The organism is Actinokineospora bangkokensis (genome assembly GCF_001940455.1).
GTDB lineage: Bacteria > Actinomycetota > Actinomycetes > Mycobacteriales > Pseudonocardiaceae > Actinokineospora > Actinokineospora bangkokensis.
This window is the reverse complement of the sequence record NZ_MKQR01000001.1, coordinates 70,971-87,785: the sequence shown is the minus strand read 5'-3', so window position 1 is coordinate 87,785 and position 16,815 is coordinate 70,971. Positions and strand designations below refer to the sequence as shown.

18 protein-coding genes and 1 tRNA gene are annotated in these 16,815 nt (G+C 73.9%); 5 read left to right on the top strand and 14 right to left on the bottom strand.

Translation table 11 applies throughout. The annotated features are described in order from the left end of the window. Window positions 1-16: 16 nt before the first annotated feature. Entirely contained in the window at window positions 17-811 is a 795-nt protein-coding gene (locus BJP25_RS00400; RefSeq protein WP_075972741.1) for a DUF2470 domain-containing protein, read from the bottom strand. Window positions 812-926: 115 nt separating this feature from the next. On the opposite strand from BJP25_RS00400, the gene BJP25_RS33920 reads away from it, so the two are divergent. Then, window positions 927-2,015, top strand: a complete 1,089-nt coding sequence (locus BJP25_RS33920; RefSeq protein ID WP_158075576.1) for a hypothetical protein — start codon at window positions 927-929, stop codon at window positions 2,013-2,015. 73 nt (window positions 2,016-2,088) lie between these two features. Here BJP25_RS33920 and BJP25_RS00390 read toward each other — a convergent pair whose 3' ends face one another. The 10 genes from BJP25_RS00390 to BJP25_RS00345 all read right to left on the bottom strand — a co-directional run bounded on the left by BJP25_RS00390 (window position 2,089) and on the right by BJP25_RS00345 (window position 11,792). After that, the gene (locus tag BJP25_RS00390) at window positions 2,089-2,988 is read right to left on the bottom strand and encodes a DUF4328 domain-containing protein (RefSeq protein ID WP_075972714.1); all 900 of its coding nucleotides are present in this window, start codon (window positions 2,986-2,988) and stop codon (window positions 2,089-2,091) included. A gap of 2 nt (window positions 2,989-2,990) precedes the next feature. After that, window positions 2,991-3,335 (bottom strand): rhodanese-like domain-containing protein, encoded by a 345-nt coding sequence (locus BJP25_RS00385; protein WP_075972713.1) that lies wholly within the window; start codon window positions 3,333-3,335, stop codon window positions 2,991-2,993. Between the two features lie 45 nt (window positions 3,336-3,380). Further along, complete coding sequence (locus BJP25_RS00380; RefSeq protein WP_075972712.1) at window positions 3,381-5,174, bottom strand: sodium/solute symporter; 1,794 nt, start codon at window positions 5,172-5,174, stop codon at window positions 3,381-3,383. 44 nt (window positions 5,175-5,218) lie between these two features. Beyond that, window positions 5,219-5,623, bottom strand: a complete 405-nt coding sequence (locus tag BJP25_RS00375; protein WP_143218800.1) for a hypothetical protein — start codon at window positions 5,621-5,623, stop codon at window positions 5,219-5,221. Beyond that, window positions 5,620-6,429: a LytR/AlgR family response regulator transcription factor gene (locus BJP25_RS00370; protein ID WP_075972740.1), complete on the bottom strand. Its 810-nt coding sequence runs from the start codon at window positions 6,427-6,429 to the stop codon at window positions 5,620-5,622. Before BJP25_RS00370 ends, BJP25_RS00375 begins: the two co-directional genes overlap by 4 nt. A gap of 126 nt (window positions 6,430-6,555) precedes the next feature. After that, window positions 6,556-7,416: a S49 family peptidase gene (locus BJP25_RS00365; RefSeq protein WP_075972711.1), complete on the bottom strand. Its 861-nt coding sequence runs from the start codon at window positions 7,414-7,416 to the stop codon at window positions 6,556-6,558. An 85-nt stretch (window positions 7,417-7,501) separates the two neighbouring features. Next, window positions 7,502-8,743, bottom strand: coding sequence for a GAF domain-containing sensor histidine kinase (locus BJP25_RS00360; protein ID WP_075972710.1), 1,242 nt, complete (start codon window positions 8,741-8,743; stop codon window positions 7,502-7,504). Between the two features lie 43 nt (window positions 8,744-8,786). Continuing rightward, entirely contained in the window at window positions 8,787-9,650 is an 864-nt protein-coding gene (locus BJP25_RS00355) for an Fpg/Nei family DNA glycosylase (RefSeq protein ID WP_075972709.1), read from the bottom strand. A 55-nt stretch (window positions 9,651-9,705) separates the two neighbouring features. After that, window positions 9,706-10,143, bottom strand: a complete 438-nt coding sequence (locus tag BJP25_RS00350) for a DUF983 domain-containing protein (RefSeq protein WP_075972708.1) — start codon at window positions 10,141-10,143, stop codon at window positions 9,706-9,708. A gap of 164 nt (window positions 10,144-10,307) precedes the next feature. Then, window positions 10,308-11,792 carry a sigma-70 family RNA polymerase sigma factor gene (locus BJP25_RS00345; RefSeq protein WP_075972707.1) on the bottom strand — a complete coding sequence of 495 codons (1,485 nt, stop codon included), beginning with the start codon at window positions 11,790-11,792 and terminating at the stop codon, window positions 10,308-10,310. A 224-nt stretch (window positions 11,793-12,016) separates the two neighbouring features. On the opposite strand from BJP25_RS00345, the gene BJP25_RS00340 reads away from it, so the two are divergent. After that, a tRNA-Gly gene (locus BJP25_RS00340) sits at window positions 12,017-12,089 on the top strand. A gap of 60 nt (window positions 12,090-12,149) precedes the next feature. On the opposite strand, the gene BJP25_RS00335 is transcribed toward BJP25_RS00340, so the two are convergent. Together BJP25_RS00335 and BJP25_RS00330 are read right to left on the bottom strand one after the other, a co-directional pair. Beyond that, on the bottom strand, window positions 12,150-12,449 hold the full coding sequence (locus BJP25_RS00335; RefSeq protein ID WP_075972706.1) for a YiaA/YiaB family inner membrane protein: 300 nt from the start codon (window positions 12,447-12,449) through the stop codon (window positions 12,150-12,152). 45 nt (window positions 12,450-12,494) lie between these two features. After that, on the bottom strand, window positions 12,495-14,051 hold the full coding sequence (locus tag BJP25_RS00330) for an Eco57I restriction-modification methylase domain-containing protein (RefSeq protein WP_075972705.1): 1,557 nt from the start codon (window positions 14,049-14,051) through the stop codon (window positions 12,495-12,497). 393 nt (window positions 14,052-14,444) lie between these two features. Here BJP25_RS00330 and BJP25_RS00325 point away from each other — a divergent pair, with 393 nt between their 5' ends. From BJP25_RS00325 to BJP25_RS00315, 3 genes are all read left to right on the top strand, one after another. Continuing rightward, window positions 14,445-14,723 carry a DUF3892 domain-containing protein gene (locus BJP25_RS00325; protein WP_075972704.1) on the top strand — a complete coding sequence of 93 codons (279 nt, stop codon included), beginning with the start codon at window positions 14,445-14,447 and terminating at the stop codon, window positions 14,721-14,723. Window positions 14,724-15,350: 627 nt separating this feature from the next. After that, window positions 15,351-15,809: a DUF6247 family protein gene (locus tag BJP25_RS00320; RefSeq protein WP_075972703.1), complete on the top strand. Its 459-nt coding sequence runs from the start codon at window positions 15,351-15,353 to the stop codon at window positions 15,807-15,809. A gap of 3 nt (window positions 15,810-15,812) precedes the next feature. Further along, window positions 15,813-16,166 carry a hypothetical protein gene (locus BJP25_RS00315; RefSeq protein ID WP_075972702.1) on the top strand — a complete coding sequence of 118 codons (354 nt, stop codon included), beginning with the start codon at window positions 15,813-15,815 and terminating at the stop codon, window positions 16,164-16,166. Here the strand turns inward: BJP25_RS00315 and msrA are convergent. After that, window positions 16,163-16,792, bottom strand: a complete 630-nt coding sequence (gene msrA, locus BJP25_RS00310) for a peptide-methionine (S)-S-oxide reductase MsrA (protein ID WP_075972701.1) — start codon at window positions 16,790-16,792, stop codon at window positions 16,163-16,165. The two genes, BJP25_RS00315 and msrA, sit on opposite strands and share 4 nt — an antisense overlap. Window positions 16,793-16,815: the final 23 nt, after the last annotated feature.

Genomic DNA, 16,815 nt, shown 5'->3' with positions numbered 1-16,815 from the left:
GTACCCCCGGGCCCGGTCAGGCGCGCGCGGCCAGGAAGGGGCAGCCGACCAGCCTGCGCAGCTCCGCGCTCAGCTCGGCGGCGTCGCGCACCGGCCGGGAGAACGCCAGCCGGACGTCGTGGTCGGCGTCGGTGGCCTCCACCCGCAGGCGCAGGCCGCAGCGGTCCAGGCCGAGCGGGCGCACGTGCCCGCCGCGCAGCTCCTCGGGCAGGTGGCGCACCAGGGCGCCGACGACGTCGGTGTGCGACAGCTCCAGGTGCCGCAGCCAGCCCGCCTCCTCGGCGGCGAACGGGTCGGGCTCGGCGGCGCTGAACGCGCCCAGGTCGACCGGGTGGGTGCCCTCGGCGTCGGCCAGCACCAGCGTGGCGGGCACCACCGCGAGCAGCGCCGCGCCGTGGCCGACGTCGAGCAGCCGGGGGTCGGGTCGCTCGGCGGCGACCTCGACGGCCAGCGCGCGGGACTCGTCGTGGGTGAGCGCGCGCAGCCAGCCGGTGACCCACAGCAGCCCGCGCACGGGTTCGCGCAGCGGCACCGGGGCCTGGTCGACCAGCTCCACCACCGCGGCCAGCTCGCCGCGCGGGGCCTGCCAGGCCAGGCCGACGAGCTCGTGGTCGTCGGGCAGCAGCACGCTCACCGACGCGTCGGCGTGCACGTGGTGCAGCAGCGGGCTGGTGCGCTCGCCCCGGGTGGGGTCGGCCGCGGGCACCAGCGTGGCCCGCCCGCTCACCGCGGCGATCGAGCGCGCCCGCTCGGCCGGGTGCGGAGCGGGTGGTCGGGGCGCGGGGGTCCGGGGTGCTCCAGGTCCGCTCACGAGCTCCACCTCCTCCGGTTAGGCAACCCTAACTTGTCCGGGCCGCGCGCGGAAGCCGGTTCGGCCCGATCCCACCGACTGGTTACAGTCCCGGAACACCGACGGGGGGACAGCGATGACGGACCGTGAACCACCGGTGGTCGAACCGCCCGCAGGCACCCCGGCGCTGGCCGACCCCGCCACCGCCCGCGCGCTGCGCTCGATGCGCGTGCCGTTCCTGGTCCTGCCGCCCGTCGTGCTCGCGCTGGGGGTGCTGGCCGGGTGGCTGTCCGGCGCGGGCGCCCCGCCCGCGGTGGTGACCCTGGTGGTGATCGTGGCGCTGGCGTTCGCGATCGCCCTGGTGCTGACGTTCGTGCTGCACGGGCTGTGGCTGCGGCCCGCCGGGCGGATGCTGGCCGGGTCGCCGTGGCGCCCGGCGTCGGTCGCGGTGCACCGGGCGTCGAAGGGCCTGCCGCGCACGCCGCTGGTGGTCTCCGACGGGGAGCGGCGGTTCACCGCCGTCGTCGGGGCGCTGCCGTGGGCGGTGCAGCAGGTGCTGGCCCGCACCGGGCGGGTGTGGGTGGTGGGGCCGGACGAGTCCGGGTGGGTGGCGCTGCGCTCGACCGGGCTGCTGCTGCCGCTGGGCGCGGCGCGGGTGTCGGCGGCCGAGGTGGGGCCGCGGGTGGTGGTGGAGCAGCCGGAGCCGCTGCGGGTGCGGGCCGCGCTGGAGGACCTGGTGGTCGCCCGGCAGGTGGCGGTGCCGCGCCGCCGGTCGCGCACCGGGTTGGTGGCGCCCGCGCTGCTGCTGGTGTTCGCGCTGGTGGGGCTCGTGGACCTGCTCGGCAGGGACTTCGCGGGCGAGCTGCTGGGGGTCACCGCCGCCGTGGTCGCCGTGGTGCTGGCGCTGGCGGCGCTGCTGGTGTGGCGGGTGCGCGTGGCGCGGCGGTGGAGCGCGGTGGAGAAGAGCCTGGCCGCGGGCGCGTGGACGGCCGTGCCCGTGGTGCTGGACCCGCCCGCCGACCAGTTCCCGCGCACGGTCACCGGCACGGCCGAGGTGGGCGGGCGCACGGTGCCGGTGCGGCTGGTGGCGGCGAGCGCGGGGCTGCGGGCCAACACCGCCGCGACGGGCACGCTGTGGACGGCGGGCGCGCCCGCGCCCGGGGCCGCTGTCGCGGCGGGCCTGCCGGGCTACCCCTACACGACCCTGGCCCGCTTCGGCGGCTGAGCCGCCACCCGCGACCTGGTGCCGCGGCGGCCCGCTGAGGCGACCCGGCACCGCGAACGGCGGCGAGCGGGGGTCAGCGGCGGGCGGTCGCGGGCCGGGCGCGCAGGGTCAGGTCGGGCTCGGCGTTGACCTTGACGACCCGCAGCCTGCGGACCTCGGTGGTGTCGATGGGGGCGAGCAGCGCGGTGAACCGGGAGACGACCGCCTCGGTGGCGATGGCCAGCGCCGCGGCGGACAGGTTCGCGGCGGCGGTGAGCAGCACGCCGTCGGCCTCCGCCTGCACGCCCGTGCGGTAGTGCCACACCACGGCGAGGGTGAACAGCACGGCGTTGGCCACCCACGCCGCCCACCACCAGCGCACCAGCGGGGTCGGCCTGGGCCGCTCGCCCGCGGGCCTGCCGAGCACCGCGTGCTCCAGCTCCGCCACCACCGACCCCGGCACCACCAGGTTCACCAGCGGGATGACCATGGACGGCAGCAGGTGCCAGTCCGGGCGCGGCGGGGCGTAGCCCGCGGTGTCCGCGGCGAGCCTGCGCGCGGTGAAGAACCACCACAGCGAGCTGAGGACGGCGAGGAACCCCGCCACCAGCGACAGCACCGCGCCGGTGACGACCAGGCTGTCGGACACCTCCACCAGGCCCGCCGACAGCGCCCCGCCCCGACTCATCAGCAGCAGGGCGTAGCGCCAGACCTCCGCGCCGGTGGCCAGCAGCGCCACCGCGGCCAGCATCCACAGCGCGGACGCGGCGAGCCTGCCCCGGCCGCGCACCCGGTCGACCGGGGTGGGCTCCTCGACGTCCAGCCCCGACACCGCCGTCGGCCACCGCCACGCCAGCGCGGGGAACCCCCAGCGCGGCGGTGTGCGGTACGCCGGGGGGCCGGTGTACGGGCCCCGGCGGCGCGGCGGCGCGGGCGTGCCCGCACCGGGCGGCGGGGTCGCGACCCAGTGGAAGCGGGGCTGGTGCGGGTGCACGGTCAGATGACCCGCGGGTCCGGGTCGGTGTCGCTGACGACCGGCCTGCCCTGGGCCGCCCACACCTGCATGCCGCCGTCGACGTTGGTGGCCTCCCACCCGTTGGCGTTGAGGTAGGCGGTCACCCTGGCCGAGCGCCCGCCCGCCCGGCAGATCACCAGGTACGAGGTCTCGGCCAGGTCGTCGAGGCGGCCCGCCAGCTCGCTCATCGGGATGTGCACGGCGCCGGGGGCGTGCCCGGCGTCCCACTCGTCCTGCTCGCGCACGTCGAGCAGGGTGGTGCCCGCGGGCAGCTCGGCCGGGATGTCGGCGACGGTGGTGGTGGGCACGCCGGGGGGGTTCGTCACGGTTCAATGCTGCCACGGTGGCCCGTTCAGGGCAGGTGAAGGGACCTATCGGCGGTGGCGGCCGTTGGCCAGCCGCGACCGCTCCTCGGCGCTGCCGAAGCGGGCGATGTCGCGGTCGCGGATGAAGCCGAGGCGGTCGGGGGCGTGCATGCGCATCCGGATGCGGTTGGTCTCCGGCGGCACCCGGCTCGCGGTCGCCTTGCTCAGCAGGAACACCGCCAGGAACGCCAGCGGCACGGTGACCAGGGCGGGCTGCTGCACCAGCCCGGGGGCCCAGCCGCCGGTGAAGGAGCTGACGGTGCTGAGCACGAGCGCCACCACCACCAGCCCGCCGCCGACGCACATGCCCACCGCGGCGCCGACCCAGGTGATGCGCGGCCACCAGATGCCCAGCAGCAGCACCGGGCAGAAGGTGGACGCGGCCAGCGCGAAGGTCATGCCGACGCTGAGCGAGATGTCGCCCGCGGGCAGCAGCAGCGCGATCCCCAGCGGCACCGCGCCCGCGATCACCGCCGCCCACCGGAAGTCGCGCACCCGCCCGCGCCCGCCGTTGGACGTCGAGAGCACCCCGGCGACGCTGACCACCAGCCCGGAGGAGGCCGACAGGAACGCCGCGAACGCGCCCGCCGCCGTCACCGCCCCGAGCACCTGGCCGACGACCCCGGGCGCCACCTTGCCGGGCAGGGTCAGCACCGCCGCGTCGGTGGTGCCGGTGACCAGCAGCTCCGGGGTGTAGACGCGGGACAGCGCGCCGAGCACGACCGGGAAGACGTAGAAGACGCTGAGCAGCAGCAGCACGTGCAGGGTCGTGCGGCGGGCGGTGCGGCCGTCGGGGTTGGTGTAGAAGCGGTTGAGCACGTGCGGCAGGCCCATGGTGCCGAGGAACGTCGCGAAGATCAGCGAGTAGGTGGTGAACAGCTCGTCCCAGCCGCGCACCGGCCGCAGCCAGGACTCGTTGTCCGCGGGGGCGCCCGCCACCACCGGCACCGGGGTGTCCTGGGCGAAGCGCAGGCGGGCCCCCGCGAGGACGGTGTGCTCCCCCGGCCCCCAGAACACCACACCGCTGGTGCGCGCCCCGTCGACGACGCCCTCGGCCCACAGCGGGACGGCCTCGCGCACTTGGAGCACCACGTCGGTGTCGACGGCGATGTCGGCGGGCTTGGTGAACCGGGGCGCCTGCGGTGCCGACAGCGCGGTGGCGCCCACCCCGCCGAGCCCACCCCCGCCGACGAACAGCGCGCACAGCACGAACGTCGGGGCGGCGATGGCGAACAGCTTCAGCCAGTACTGGAAGGCCTGCACCACGGTGATCGCGCGCATGCCCCCGCCGAGCACGTTGCCCACCACCACCACGGCGACGACCACGGCCCCCGCCCACAGCGGCACCCCGGGCACCACCTGCTTGAGGGTCAGCCCGGCGCCCTGCAACTGCGGCACCAGGTAGAGCATGCCGATGAACACCACGAACACCGTCGATAGCCCGCGCAGCTGGCGGGACCCGAGCCGGGCCTCGGCGAAGTCGGGCAGCGAGTAGGCCCCCGAGCGGCGCAGCGGCGCGGCCACGAACAGCATCAGCGCCACGTAGCCCGCGGTGAAGCCCACCGGGTACCACAGCGCGTCGGTGCCGTCCTTGAGCACGAGCCCCGCGATGCCCAGGAAGGACGCGGCGGACAGGTACTCCCCGGAGACCGCCGCGGCGTTGCGCCGCGAGCGGACCGTGCGCCGCGCGGTGAGGAAGTCCTGCGTGGTGGAGGCCTGCCGGGCGCTGCGGAAGCCGATGGTGAAGGTGGCCAGGCCGACCAGGGCGACGCCCACCACCGCCCAGACGTTCAGTTCCACGTCTCCCTGGTCCCCGCCCTCGTGCCGCGGCGTTGGTGGTGGACCTACTTCTCCACCATGTCGACGAAGTCGCGCTCGTGCCGCTCGGCGAGCACGTTGTACCAATACGCGAGCCCGAACAACAGGGGGAAGGGCAGCACCCCGAGCAGGACCCAGGGCAGCGCCACGCCCGCGACGGACACCCCGGCCAGGCCGGGGGCGAGGAAGAACACCAGCGGCAGCAGCCCGAGGGTGCAGATCAGCGCCAGGGCGAGCCGGACGGCGGTCTTGAACTGGGTGCGGATGAAGCCGCGCACGACCTCCTCGGCCCAGCTCGTCTGCTCCTCCAGCTCCACCACGGTGCGCAGCACGGTGACCGGGGCGCGCGAGTCGGCGAGCACCACGCGCTTGCGCCGCGGCGGCCGCTTCGACGGGTCCGGCGGCCGGGGCGGCTCGACCGGCCCGGTCACGGCCCGGCCCCGCGCACCAGGCGGTCCTTGAGCTCGCGGGTGTGCCTGCGGCTGACCGGCAGCACCTTCTCCTCGTGCCCGATGACCACCGAGTAGCCGGAGCCGCCCATGCGCAGCTCGGTGATCAGCGACAGCGGCACCAGGTAGGAGCGGTGGATGCGCACGAAGCCCGCCTTCTCCCAGCGCTCCTCCAGCTGGGCGAGCGGGATGCGCACCAGGTGCGAGCCGTCGGCGGTGTAGAGGCGGGCGTAGTCGCCCTGCGCCTCGACCCAGCGCACCGACGCGCGCGAGACCAGCTTGGTGGTGCCCGCGAGCTCGACCGGGATGACCTCGTCGTCGCGCTGCTCGGGCACCGGGGCCGCGGCCGCCGCGCCGGTGGAATTGATCTTGTCGAGCACCCGCTCGATGGACTTGTCCATCCTGGGCTGCTTGGCGGGCTTGAGGATGTAGTCGACCGCGCCCAGCTCGAACGCCGCGACCGCCTCGTGGCTGTGCGCGGTGACGAACACCAGCACCGGGGCGGGCTTGAACCCGGCCAGCACCCGCGCCAGCTCCATCCCGGTGAGGCCGGGCATGTCCAGGTCGGCGAAGACCGCGTCGACGACGGGCATGCCCGCCTCCTTGCGCGCGGCCAGCTCCTCGTCGTCGCCCGCGAGGACCAGCAGCGCCTCGGTGGCGTCGTCGGCCTTCAGCACGCGCCGCACGTTGCGGTTGCCGTTCAGCAGGGTGACCAGCTCGTCCATCCCCGCCTTCTCGTCGTCGACGGCGAGGACGACGAGGCCTGGGCTGTTGGTGGCAGTACTCACGGTGTGCGCAATCTTGCCCACTCGCACCCCGGGTGTCCATGACCAATCCCAGCGTCACCCGTCAGCAGGAGCGAAATCGTTGCCGATCACCACTGCGTGTCGCGGACCGCGGCAGTCGGGGGCACCTCAGAGCCCGAAGCGGTTCCACGTCACCCGGTTCTCCACACCCTCGATCGCCGCGAGTACCCGGTCCCCCGCGCTCATCGGACCGCCCAGCCCGAGCCGGGCCAGCAGCGCCTTCTTGGGCTCGGCCAGCACCAGCTCGGCCCCGGGGAACCGCTGCGCCACCACCGACCGCACGCTGCCCAGGCCGTCGACCAGCCCCAGCTCCTGGGCCCTGGCGCCGGTCCACACCTCCCCGGAGAACAGCACGTCGGGGTCCCCGGTCAGCTTGTCCCCCCGCCGCTCGCGCACCCACGCCACGAACTGCTCGTGCAGCTCGGCCTGCAACCCCCTTAGCCACGCCACGTCCTCGGGCGACTCGGGCTGGAACGGGTCCAACCGCACCTTGTTCGCCCCCGCGGTGTGCACCCGCCGCTCGACCCCGAACCGCTCCAGCAGGTTGTTCAACCCGAAGCCGGCCGACACCACCCCGATGGACCCGACCTGGGAGGTGGGGTGCGCGAAGATCTCATCCCCGGCGCACGCCAGCCAGTACCCGCCGGACGCCGCCACGTCCTCGCAGAACGCGAGCACCGGCACGCCCTTCTTGCCCGCCAGCTCCTGCACCCGCTCGGCCACCAGCGCGGACTGCGTCGGCGCGCCGCCCGGGGAGTTCACCACCAGCGCCACGGCCACCAGCCGGTCGCGCTCGAACGCCCGGCTCAGCGCCGACTCCACGCTGCTGACGTTGATCGCGCCGCGGGCCAGCGGGGACGCGGAGGGGCTGATGATCCCGTGCAGCCGCACGACGGAGACCACGTCACCCTTCTCGCCGCGCTCCCCGATCCCCGGCAACCGGGCCGCCAGCTTCTCCGCAACGCTCATGGGTACGACCTTACGGCGCCGGACCTGAGAGCACTGGTCACCGCGAACCCGCCACCCGCGTCCCCGACCTCCCGGGTCGATGCGCCTAGTCCACGGCCGGGGCGGTCTCCCGCTCCCCGTCGTCGGCGAAGGACGGCAGGTCGGGGCGCACGCCGGGGAAGAACTTCGGCACCCGCAGGGTGATCTTCATCCCGGCCCCGGGCGCGGTCTCCACCATCAGCGCGTACTCGTCGCCGAAGACCTGGCGCATGCGCTGGTTGATGTTGCCGACGCCGACGTGGGAGCCGGTCTTGTGCGCGTCGCGCAGGTCCTCGAAGAGCCGGTCGGCGTCCATGCCGACGCCGTCGTCCTCGATGACGATGAGCGCCTCGGAGCCGTTGTCGTGGGCGAAGACGCTGACCGTGCCGCCGCCGGGCTTCTTGGCGATGCCGTGCCGCACGGCGTTCTCCACCAGCGGTTGCAGCACCAGGAACGGGACGACGACGGACTGGACCTCGGGGGCGACGCGCAGCCGGACGTTGAGGCGCTCGCGGTAGCGGGCGCACTCGATGGTCAGGTAGCGGTCGATGTTGGCCAGCTCGTCGGCCAGCGTGGCGAACAGCCCCGACGAGCGGAACGAGTAGCGGGTGAAGTCGGCGAAGTCCTGGAGCAGCTCGCGGGACTGCTCCGGGTCGGTGCGGATGAGCGAGGAGATGGTGTTGAGGGTGTTGTAGATGAAGTGCGGGCTGATCTGCGCGCGCAGCGCCCGGATCTCCGCGCGGGCCAGGGCCTGCTTGGACTCGTCCAGCTTGGCCAGCTCCAGCTGGATGGTCAGGAAGCTGGCCAGCTCGTCGGCGGCGCGGATGAGGCGCTTGCTGTCCACCCCGCCCACCAGCACCAGCGAGCCCTCGATCTGCCCGTCGATGATCAGCGGGACGATGACCGCGGTGCGCATCGGGCAGCTGCCCCGGCGCGCGCACTGGAGGTTCTCGTGCTGGATGTGCTCGCGGTGGCCCCGGCGCACGACCTCGACGATGGGGGCGGCGAGGTCGGCGTAGTGCTCGTTGGCCTCCCCCGCCCACGACAGCAGCCTGCCCTCGCCGTCGCTGATGCCCACCGCGACGCACTTGAGCAGCTCGACGAGCTCCTTCGTGGCCTGGTCGGCGGCCTTCTCGGTGAGCCCGCCGCGCAGCTCGGGGGCGGCCCGCGACAGCCGCTGGACCGCGTCGAGCACGGCGTCGTCCACCGAGCCCGCCTTGCGCGGCCTGCACAGCAGCACGAAAAGCCCGAGGACCACCAGGGTGGCGACGACGCCCACCACCGCGCGCTCGGTCAGCAGTTGGCCCACCAGGCAACGCTCCCGTTCCGGTTCGCTGGGGCTCCCACGGTACCTACTTCAACAGCCTGGACATGCGCCGGTCGGCCAGCGGCTTGCCGCCGGTCTGGCACGTCGGGCAGTACTGGAAGGCCTTGTCGGCGAAGGACACCTCGCGGATGGTGTCCCCGCAGACCGGGCACGGCAACCCGGTGCGCGCGTGCACCCGCAGCCCGGAGCGCTTCTCGCCCTTGAGCAGGGCCGCGTGCTGGCCCACCGAGCGGTCGACCGCGGCCAGCAGCACCTCGCGCAGGGCCGCGTGCAGCCGGTCCACCTGCCCCTCGTCGAGGCGGGCGGGCGTGGCGTACGGGGAGAGCCTGGCGACGTGCATGATCTCGTCGGAGTAGGCGTTGCCGATGCCCGCGATGACCCGCTGCCCGGTCAGCACCGTCTTCAGCCGCTCGGTGCGCCCGGCGAGCAGCGCGCCGAACTCGTCGCGGGTCAGGTCGAGCGCGTCCGGGCCCAGGGTGGCGATCTGCTCGATGGACCCGACGTCCTCGACGACCCACACGGCCAGCCCCTTCTTCGTGCCCGCCTCGGTGAGGTCGAACCCGGGGCCCTGCCCGGGCGGCCCGAGGTGCACCCGCAGCGCCAGCGGCCCGCGGCCGGGCTTGGGCGGGGCGGCCGAGAGGGTCTGCGCCCAGCGCAGCCACCCCGCGCGGGCCAGGTGGGTGACCAGGTGCAGGCCGCCGCAGTCCAGGTCGAGGTACTTGCCCCGGCGCCCGGCGCCGGTGACCTCGCGGCCGTGCAGCGCCGTCCACGGCGGGCTGGCGGTCTTGAGCACGCTCATCGACGCCACGTCGACGCGCGCCACGGTGCGGCCGACCGCGTGCTCGCGCAGGTGGTGGGCCAGGGCTTCGACCTCGGGCAGTTCGGGCACGCGACCAGTCTCGCCCGCGCGGCCGCCGCTGTCATGCCCCGGCGGGGCCGCCGCCTCAGTTGATCGGGCGCAGCGCGCCCTCGAAGCTCGGCTGGGAGTCCGCGCTGAGGTTCTTGGCGATCTTGGCGATCTCCGCGCGGGCGTTGAAGTAGCCGCGCACGGTACCCACCCAGCGCTCGGTGGGCTCGCCGTCGCCGTCGTCGCCGGTCTCGGCCACCAGCGTCCACGGCCTGCGCAGCGCCCAGCGGGCCGGGAAGAACAGCGCGACCAGCAGCAGGACCAGCAGCAGCCACGCGGGCACGACCACGTCGTCGGGGGTCCAGGTCACCAGGACCACGGCCAGCACCAGGATCAGCGAGAGCATGACGACCCCGGGGATGTAGCCCGCGGCCACGTCGTGCTCGAAGTTGTCCTCGGTGGCCGGGGTGCGCCACGTGAGGGTGCCGTGGACGGTCCAGAGCCGACCGTTCACGTCGCGAACCTGGCGCGTCATGTCTCCGCCTCTCGGTGTGGCGCTGTGTGTGGCGCTGGTGGTCAGTCGTCACGCAGTGCGTAGGACACCGGGGGATAACGGTACCGGCTCGACCCTGCGCCGACCGGGTGAAATGCGCTCCCTCGTGCTCCGCGGCCGATTCTCGCACCGGCCCCGGACGATGATCAACCGGACGGGGTCCTGGTCACCGTGGGCCCGGTCGGGCCACCCTGCTCGCGGGTGGTCGGGGCCGGGTCGCGGCCCGGCTCGCGGTACTGGGTGTACTCGGTGCTGCTGGTGGCCACCGTGGTCTGCGCGGCGGCGTTCACCAGCGTGGTGGTGCTCGTCTCGGACACCACGTCGTAGCGGTCGTAGACGGCCCACTTGCGCTCGTAGGACACCTGCCGCGACACCACGGGCAGCGACCGGTCGTAGACCTGCGGGGACTCCAGCGCGGTGGCGGACTCGGTGCGCGGCTGCGCCGCGGTGGACCCCGTGCCCACCGCCGCGGAGGTGGTCGCGGGCGCGGCGGGCGGCGCGGCGGGCTTGCCGACCGGGTGCGCGCCGGTGGGCCGGTGGGTGGGGCCGGGCACGATCGCGCTGGACGCGGCCGTCGGCGGCACCGAGGTGGGGCCCGCGGCCCCGGTCGTGGTGGTGCTGGTGGTCGGCGGGCCCACCTCCAGCGTCGCCCCGGACCCGTCGAGGTCGGCGTAGGCCTGCTGCTGCTCGCCCGCGGTGCCCAGCGGCAGCAGGGTGAGCGCCCCCACCGCGGCCGCCGACGCCGCCGCCGCGACGACCTGGAACTTCGCGCTGGCCAGCACCGCCTTGGCCCCCGCGCCCCAGCCGAGGGCGTGCGCGGTGTGCGCGGCGGCCAGCCCGAGGACGGGCACGGCCAGGTGCGCGGCGTGCGCGCGCAGCCCGGAGCAGACGTCGGCCAGCTCGGCCTGGGTGGTCGCGCACGAGGAGCAGGCCTGCAGGTGGGTGCGCACCCGGGAGCGCTCGCTGCCGGTGATGCTGCCCGCGGTGTAGGCGCCCAGCTTCTCCAGCACCGACCGGCAGCCGGTGGACCCGCGCTCGGTGGTCAGGTGCGCCTGCAGGTAGGCCGCGCGCAGCCCCTGCCGGGCGCGGCGGGCCAGCGCGGCGGTGGCGTTGGGGCTCAGGCCGAACTTGCCCGCCACCACCGCGGGCCGCTCGCCCTCCACCTCGACCTTCCACAGCACGGTGCGCCAGCGCTCGGGCAGGCTGGTGAACGCGCGGGTGATCAGGGTGCGCTCGGTGGAGCGGGCGCCGTCGTCGTGCGCGGCGCCGACGCGGTGGTCGAGCTCCTCGTCGCTGACCGGCAGCTCGCGGCGCCGCCCGGCCCACTCCCAGGCCACCCGGCGCACGACGATCAGCAGGTAGCCGCGGGCGTTGTCGACCGGCCCGGCCCCGCGGCGGATCGCCTGGAGCACCCGGAAGAAGGCCTCCGCGGTGAGGTCGTCGGCCTCGGCGCGGTCGCCGGAGACGCCCAGCGCCAGCCTGCGGACGGCGTCGCTGTGCCGGGAGAACAGCTCGCCGAAGGCGGCGTCGTCACCGGCGCGCAGGCGGTGCAGCAGGTCGCGGTCGGCGTGCGCGTCGGCACCGGCGCCCTCGCTCGCGCTGGCCTGCGCAGGCCGGTCGTCCCAGGTCATCCGGCCCGGTGCCTCCTCCTGGCCGTCGTGACAGTGGTGAACACAGTGCCACACGGAGGTGTCCTGCGGCCCGTATCCGTGAATAACGTGAAGCACACACCTACGGTCGTCCTAGTCCGTTCGACCCACGCCCGGCCGGGGACGCGCACCCCCGGCGAGGGGGTCCGTGACGGGCGGGCGAAGCCGTGGGGTACAGTTCGTGGCGCACCGGGAGACCGGGGCAGGCGGATGTAGCGCAGTTGGTAGCGCATCACCTTGCCAAGGTGAGGGTCGCGAGTTCGAGTCTCGTCATCCGCTCGCAGCAGGAGGGTCGACGCCCCGGCGTCGGCCCTCCTCTTTCGTCCCGCGCCCGTCACCTCAGACCCCGGGCGCGCGGAACGGGTCGTGCTCGGCGAGCAGCTTCTCCACCCGCGCCCGGTCGATGCGCGAGTACACCGAGGCGTCCTCCTGCCGGTCGCGGATGACCTTGGCCAGGGTGAACGCCGAGGTGATCGTGTACAGCGCGCCCACCCCGAGGAACGCCCGGATCCACGGGTCCACCGGCAGCACGGCGATCCCGACGGTGACGGCGGTCAGCGAGAGGGCGAACGACAGGGCGGCCTGCGCGAAGAAGGCACCCGTGGTCGGCGAGGACGGGGACTTGGCGTCGGAGGTCATGCCCCCGATCGTCCGTCCCGCGGGCCCCCGGTGTCATGAGTAGCCCTACTCGAACGCGGCCGCCACCGCCGCCTCCAGCACCGGCAGGTGCCCCCCGTCCCCCGCCGCCAGCCGCCGCGCCGCCGCGGTGATGGCCAGCCCGGCCGGGCTCGCCGGGTCCGGCAGCGGCAGCCGGGCGACGTACTGGGTGATCCACCGCCTGCGGCCCGCGTAGAGCCGGTTGCCGCAGGCGTCGTCGTAGAAGCGGGTGCCGAAGGCGGAGTTGGCCACCCCGATCACCAGGTGCGCCAGGTCGTCCCCGCCCAGCTCCGGCACGCTGATCCAGTAGCAGTCGCCGTTGACCACCGCCCCGCTGCGGTCCACCGCGAACCGGGGCTGGGCGCTGATGTCCGGGAAGACGATCTTGGGCGGGCGCCACAGCGCGGGCCGCTGCGGCACCCAGATCTCGAACCACTCCCGACCCGCCTCGGCCAGGTACCGCCGCCCCTCCAGCCGCTCCCGGTGCTCGGCCAGGTACGCCGCCGCCCCCGGGTGCTCGGCCAGGTCCACCGGCCTGCGCGTCGGCAGGTCCAGGTACGGGTAGAGCACCCGCACCCGCGGCGGCCCCGGCGGCGTCCACGGCCGCAGGTCCTCGTGGGTGAGCAGCGGCCGCAGCAGGCTCGGCTCGGGGCTGCGGTGGGCGGGCAGCGCGTCCCAGTGGTCACCGATGAACACCCGGTCCGCGGTCGTCTTGATCCCCACCCGGATCTTCGCCAGCTCCCCCAGCGTCCGCCACGTCCGCGCCGCCACCCGCGCCCCCCGCCGGTGCCGCTCCGGGGTGCTCACCCGCCACAGGTCCCGGTCGTCGAGCGTCCCCACCTCCACCGCGAACGCCCGCCCCCGCACCCCGACCGTCGCGGAGGCGGGCCCGGTGAGCGCGGCGAACAGGTCCCCCTCCGGCGCCTGCACCCCCTGCACCTCGTAGGCGCTGGCGAACCGCGCGGGCCGGGCGCCGCCCGCGGTCCGGGAGCCCTTGGTGGCGATGACGACGGCGGGCAGCACGGCGGCGTCGAACAGCCTGGTGTCCCCGAGGTCGTACACCTCCTCCACCGACAACCGCCCGGCCAGCAGCTCCCGGACGTTCGCCCCCGCCTTCGTCGTCAGGAACCTGTTGCTGCACAGCAGCGCCAACACCCCACCCGCCCCCAGCAACCGCGGCGCCAACGCCACGAACGGGTGCGTCAGGTCCAACCGCCCCTTGAGGTTGAACGTGCTCGCCAAGTCCTTCGCGTTCCCCAACGCCTGCGTCCGCACGTACGGCGGGTTCGCGACCACCACGTCGAACGGCCCCGCCAACCGCTGCCCCACCTCGGTGAAGTCCGCCAGCCGGATGTCCGCCCCCGGCAACCGCTCCCGAGCCCGCTCCACCGCCCCCGGGTCCAGGTCGAACCCCACCAGCTCGGCGTCGCACCGCTCCGCCACCGCCGCCAACAACTCCCCGTCCCCGCACGCCGGGTCCAGCACCCGCACCGGCCGCTCGACGTACCGCGCCACCCGCCCGGCGATGAACCGCGCGAGCACCGCAGGCGTGTAGTGCACCCCGAGCCGCTTCCGCCGATCCACCGCCCGAGTCTACGAACCCGCGCGGAGCCGCAGACCACCTCCCACGAGCCCAGGACTCCCCCATCCGGGTGAATCCGATTCTCGGCGCAAACAAACATTGTCAGCTATTTGTCCTGTGGACTACTTGCGGCTGTTCTTGCATTCGCCCTGATCGCCGCACAGAACCACTGTGGACAAGATTGTGGATGGGCTTTGCGCAGCCGTTTGTTGGCGATTTCCTCCCACGCCGGAGGCGGTCTGGCGGATTTGCCCGCCGCGGTCGCGCGGTGCAGGCTCCACAACGGTCACCCGGGCTTCCGCCTCGGGCGCCAATGCGGAGGCCCCCGCCGGGCAGGGCGGGGGCCTCCAAGGAAATCGACCCGCACGGGGTCATACGCGAACAGGAGTCTAGGCATGGCAGTGCACGTCACGCACGTCCACATGCAAGAGCACGGCGATGAGGACCACGAGCACATCGACAGCGTGCGCGGGACCGACACGGTCAGCGGCCAGACGGAGACCTACACCGTCGCCCGGATGGTCAGCTACATCGAGAACGGCGGCGAGGCCTACACCGAGGCCGAGGGTCGCCGCGCAACCATCTACGTCAGGCAGAACGGCGGCCGGAAGTTCATCCAGACGAAGGCCGACGGGGTCTGGAGCAACAACCTGTTGAACCTGACGAGGTTCTGACCGGCTTGGACTGGTGGCGGCGCGCCGCGGCGGGGCCACCACCAGTCCGGATCCCGGTGAGCGACCATCCATCACGCTTGATGCGGGCATTCCCCGCAGCCAAGCGTGTCGGCCAGCATGTGCATTACACGCATATCCTCAGGTTGAATCGGCGGAGCAGCTCCATATCCGGAGGTATGAGCCTCGGAGGGTGGACCGTCGTTTACGGCCGAAGGGTGTGCGGGACCTGCTCAACCCAGATGGCGGCGAATAGCCGTCCACGACTACCGCGTGGATCACCGCCCGGTGCTGACGCAGGCGAAGGTGGCCCGGTGGTTGGGCATCGCGCAGGGCCAGGTCAGTCGCCTGGAGCGGATGATGAGCCCGGTCCGCGACTCGGACAGGGTGGTCGCTTGGGCGCGTGCACTGCGGATCCCCGAGCCGTTGCCCTGGTTCCGGCTGGACCCGGCGCCCGCCGAGCACCTCCCCGCGCTGGGGTCGGTCCTGGAGCGGCCGTCACCGTGGGATGAGCCGGGCCAGCGGATCAGCCACACTCCTCCGCGGCCGTCCAGCTCTTCAGCGGACCTGCGGTTGGTGCGGGCACCTGCCCCACTTGCGGCGAGTTCTGAAAAAATTCAGAATTGGCTCATGACCACCGAGGTGCAGTGGAGCGAGCTCCAGCGCGACCCCAAGTCCGTCGCGGCGCTCGCCGACCAGGGGGAAGTGCTGGTGCGCAGGCGGGATGGCGCACCGCTGCTGCTGGCGCGGGAGGACCGGGTCCGTGCCGCCGCAGCCGGTTCGGTCGCCGCGGCGCGGGGCTTGCGCACCGTCCTGGAGCACCTGCCCGCCGAGGTGTTGGCCGAGGTGCTGGCCGAGGAGTTCGCCTGGGTGCGCTTCCTGCCCCCGGACGACCGCGCGGACTTCGCGAAGGACTACGCGACCATGTTCCGGGCGTGCGCCGAGGTCGGCCTGTGGTCCCCGCTCAACCAGGTCCTCCTCGAATGGCGCGACACCGCCGCCATCCACGCGGACCCGGAACTGCGCGCGCAGCTCAGCAGGCCGGTCGACGACGACTTCGGCGCCGTGCCCGACCCGTCCGGTACCTGAGCGGTGCCGTCGAAGCGCAACGACCGGGTTGCGCCCCCGGGGCGCCCCGGCGGCTGGGAGGCTCGCTTCGCCACCAACGACGCCGCGAAGGGGTGGGATGAGCTGTGCCAAACGGCTCGCAACGCCACCTGGGAGGCGTGGACCGTCCTCACCGAGCACCCCACCAGGCCCGAGAACCCCACCAGGCACCACGTCCTCAGGGGCTCGCTCGGCCGCCGCGAGGTGCGCGGCGAACTCCTGGAGCAGTGGCAGTACGAGGTGACCGCGGGCGGCCGGGTCTGGTTCTGCCCCGACCCCGGCCGCCGCGTCGTGTGGGTGACCCACGCGGGCGCGGGTCACCCCAAGCTGACCGACTAGCCCTCGCTGACGCCCAGGCCGATGGGGCAGGAGACGCCGGTGCCGCCCATGCCGCAGTAGCCGTTGGGGACCTTGTGCAAGTACTGCTGGTGATAATCCTCGGCGTAGTACCAGGGGCCCGCGGCGGCGATCTCGGTGGTGATCTGGCCGTAGCCCGCCTTGGTGAGGGACTGCTGGTAGGCCTTGAGGCTCTCCTCCGCCTCGGCCTTCTGGGTGTCGTTCAGGTAGTACAGCCCTGAGCGGTACTGGGTGCCCAGGTCGTTGCCCTGGCGCATGCCCTGGGTGGGGTCGTGGCCTTCCCAGAAGGTCTTGAGCAGGTCCTTGTAGGTGACGACCTTGGGGTCGTAGACCACCTGGACGGCCTCGGTGTGGCCGGTGAGGCCGCTGCACACCTCTTCGTAGGTGGGGTTGCGGGTGTGGCCGCCGGTGTAGCCGACGGAGGTGGACCAGACGCCGGGGGTGTTCCAGAAGACGCGTTCGGGGCCCCAGAAGCAGCCCATGGCGACGACGGCGACCTCCAGGCCCTCGGGGAAGGGCGGGACCTGGCGGTGGTGCAGGACCACGTTGTCGGTGACGACCGGGAGGGGGGTGTCGCGGCCGGGGAGGGCCTCCTCCGGGGTGACCATGCGGCTCTTGGCCCTTCCGAAGA

What these genes read in the sequence shown, in the direction of transcription:
- BJP25_RS33920 (WP_158075576.1), top strand. Translation starts at nt 927, where the DNA reads ATGACGGACCGTGAACCACCGGTGGTCGAACCGCCCGCAGGCACCCCG.
- BJP25_RS00365 (WP_075972711.1), bottom strand. Translation starts at nt 7,416, where the DNA reads ATGAGCGTTGCGGAGAAGCTGGCGGCCCGGTTGCCGGGGATCGGGGAG.
- BJP25_RS00350 (WP_075972708.1), bottom strand. Translation starts at nt 10,143, where the DNA reads ATGACGCGCCAGGTTCGCGACGTGAACGGTCGGCTCTGGACCGTCCAC.
- BJP25_RS00345 (WP_075972707.1), bottom strand. Translation starts at nt 11,792, where the DNA reads ATGACCTGGGACGACCGGCCTGCGCAGGCCAGCGCGAGCGAGGGCGCC.
- BJP25_RS00335 (WP_075972706.1), bottom strand. Translation starts at nt 12,449, where the DNA reads ATGACCTCCGACGCCAAGTCCCCGTCCTCGCCGACCACGGGTGCCTTC.
- BJP25_RS00325 (WP_075972704.1), top strand. Translation starts at nt 14,445, where the DNA reads ATGGCAGTGCACGTCACGCACGTCCACATGCAAGAGCACGGCGATGAG.
- BJP25_RS00320 (WP_075972703.1), top strand. Translation starts at nt 15,351, where the DNA reads ATGACCACCGAGGTGCAGTGGAGCGAGCTCCAGCGCGACCCCAAGTCC.
- msrA (WP_075972701.1), bottom strand. Translation starts at nt 16,792, where the DNA reads ATGGTCACCCCGGAGGAGGCCCTCCCCGGCCGCGACACCCCCCTCCCG.